3 protein-coding genes are annotated in these 1463 nt (G+C 72.5%); 2 read left to right on the plus strand and 1 reads right to left on the minus strand.

The annotated features are described in order from the left end of the window. Nucleotides 1-317 (plus strand): hypothetical protein (locus PROKR_RS36605; protein ID WP_036971054.1); only part of this gene is annotated, 317 nt, incomplete at its 5' end. A gap of 248 nt (nt 318-565) precedes the next feature. Next, nucleotides 566-1243 carry an HNH endonuclease family protein gene (locus PROKR_RS29070; RefSeq protein WP_036971057.1) on the plus strand — a complete coding sequence of 226 codons (678 nt, stop codon included), beginning with the start codon at nt 566-568 and terminating at the stop codon, nt 1241-1243. A gap of 16 nt (nt 1244-1259) precedes the next feature. Here the strand turns inward: PROKR_RS29070 and PROKR_RS29075 are convergent. Then, nucleotides 1260-1463, minus strand: a 204-nt coding sequence (locus PROKR_RS29075) for a hypothetical protein (protein WP_036971060.1), incomplete at its 5' end; no start/stop codon positions are given.

Genomic DNA, 1463 nt, shown 5'->3' on the forward strand with positions numbered 1-1463 from the left:
CCGCAGCCGCCACCTCGACCGAGGTCGCCGCACCGGCCGCCGCGGCCGCCGTCGCCGCGCCCGCTCCCGCCGTCGTCGAGGAGGAGGAAGAGGACCCGCAGACCACGGTCTTCAGCCTGGTCACCTTCTTCCTCGCCGCGCTCCCGATCATCGGCGTCGTGCTGAACGCCATCGCGGTGGCCCGCGCCGGCAAGGAGGGCTTCGACCTGTGGCTCGCCAGGTGGGGCCTCGCGCTCGCCATCGTCGAGACCGTCGGCGCCCTGATCCTGGTCGGCATCGGCTACTACTTCGGCCTGCTGACCGCCGGCGCCGTCTGAGTCGCCCCGCGCACCTGCCGAGGTCCGCCTCCCCGAGCCCTCCCGCACGGTCTCTCCCCAGACCCCGTGCCGGACCGCCGGGTGGGGCGGACCTTCTGCGCGCTGCCGGGCAGCCGCGGCCGGCTCATGTCTCACGACTCGGTCAGAACGGGTGAAATTTCGCTAACCTACACATGGTGGTCATTCGGGCGTCATCGGACGCCTCGACCATGAACGGGCCCAGGTCAGTCTCGAGGAAGGTCTGTCCCATGTCGCAGCTCGTCGTCCAGCGAGACTCCCGGCGCGGCCACCCAGCCCGCCATCTCGTCGCGTCGGCCCTGGCGCTGACGCTCGTCGCGCTCCTGACGGTGGTGCATCCCCAGTCCGCGAGCGCCTACCCGCCCGGTCTGCCGTCGAGGGCGGCGGCGCAGTCCGAGCTCGACGCCCTCCCGGTGCGCGCGGAGAGCGAGTCAGCACCGTACGACCGGAACCTCTTCCCTCACTGGATCACCGTCGACGGCTGCACCACCCGCGAGACCGTCCTGCGCCGCGACGGCGACGGCGTGGAGGTGGGCGGGGACTGCTACCCGACGTCGGGCAGCTGGTACAGCGAGTACGACGGCCAGACCCGCACGGCGCCCGCGGACATCTCGATCGACCACGTCGTGGCCCTGGCCGAGGCCTGGCGCTCGGGTGCTGACGGGTGGACGACGGCGCGGCGGCAGGACTTCGCGAACGACCTCACCGGGCCGCAGCTCATCGCGGTCACGGCCGAGGTGAACAGCTCGAAGAGCGACAAGGACCCCGCCGAGTGGGTACCGCCGCTGGCAAGCAAGCGCTGCGCCTACTCGAAGATGTGGATCCACACGAAGTCGCGCTGGGGCCTGAGCGTGGACGCGGCCGAGAAGGCCGCGCTGCAGCCGCTGCTGGACAGCTGCTCGTACTGATCCCGCTCTCGGGCGCTCAGGTCACCTCGCTGACCTGGGCGCTCGGCAACTGGGCGTCCGACAGCCGCACGAGCGTGCGGCGCAGCGTCTCCTCGGCGTCGAGCACGGCCTGGTAGGCGTCCCGGCAGGCGGCGTACCCGGCGCAGGCGGCGTCCACGACGCCGATAGCGGCCCGCGAGACGGCGTCGACCTCCTCGGGCGCGGCCGTGCCGCCGACCGA

The organism is Promicromonospora kroppenstedtii DSM 19349 (assembly GCF_000515355.1).
GTDB classification, from domain to species: domain Bacteria; phylum Actinomycetota; class Actinomycetes; order Actinomycetales; family Cellulomonadaceae; genus Promicromonospora; species Promicromonospora kroppenstedtii.

Coding starts and splice junctions, on each gene's coding strand:
- PROKR_RS29070 (WP_036971057.1), top strand. CDS start 566: ATGTCGCAGCTCGTCGTCCAGCGAGACTCCCGGCGCGGCCACCCAGCC.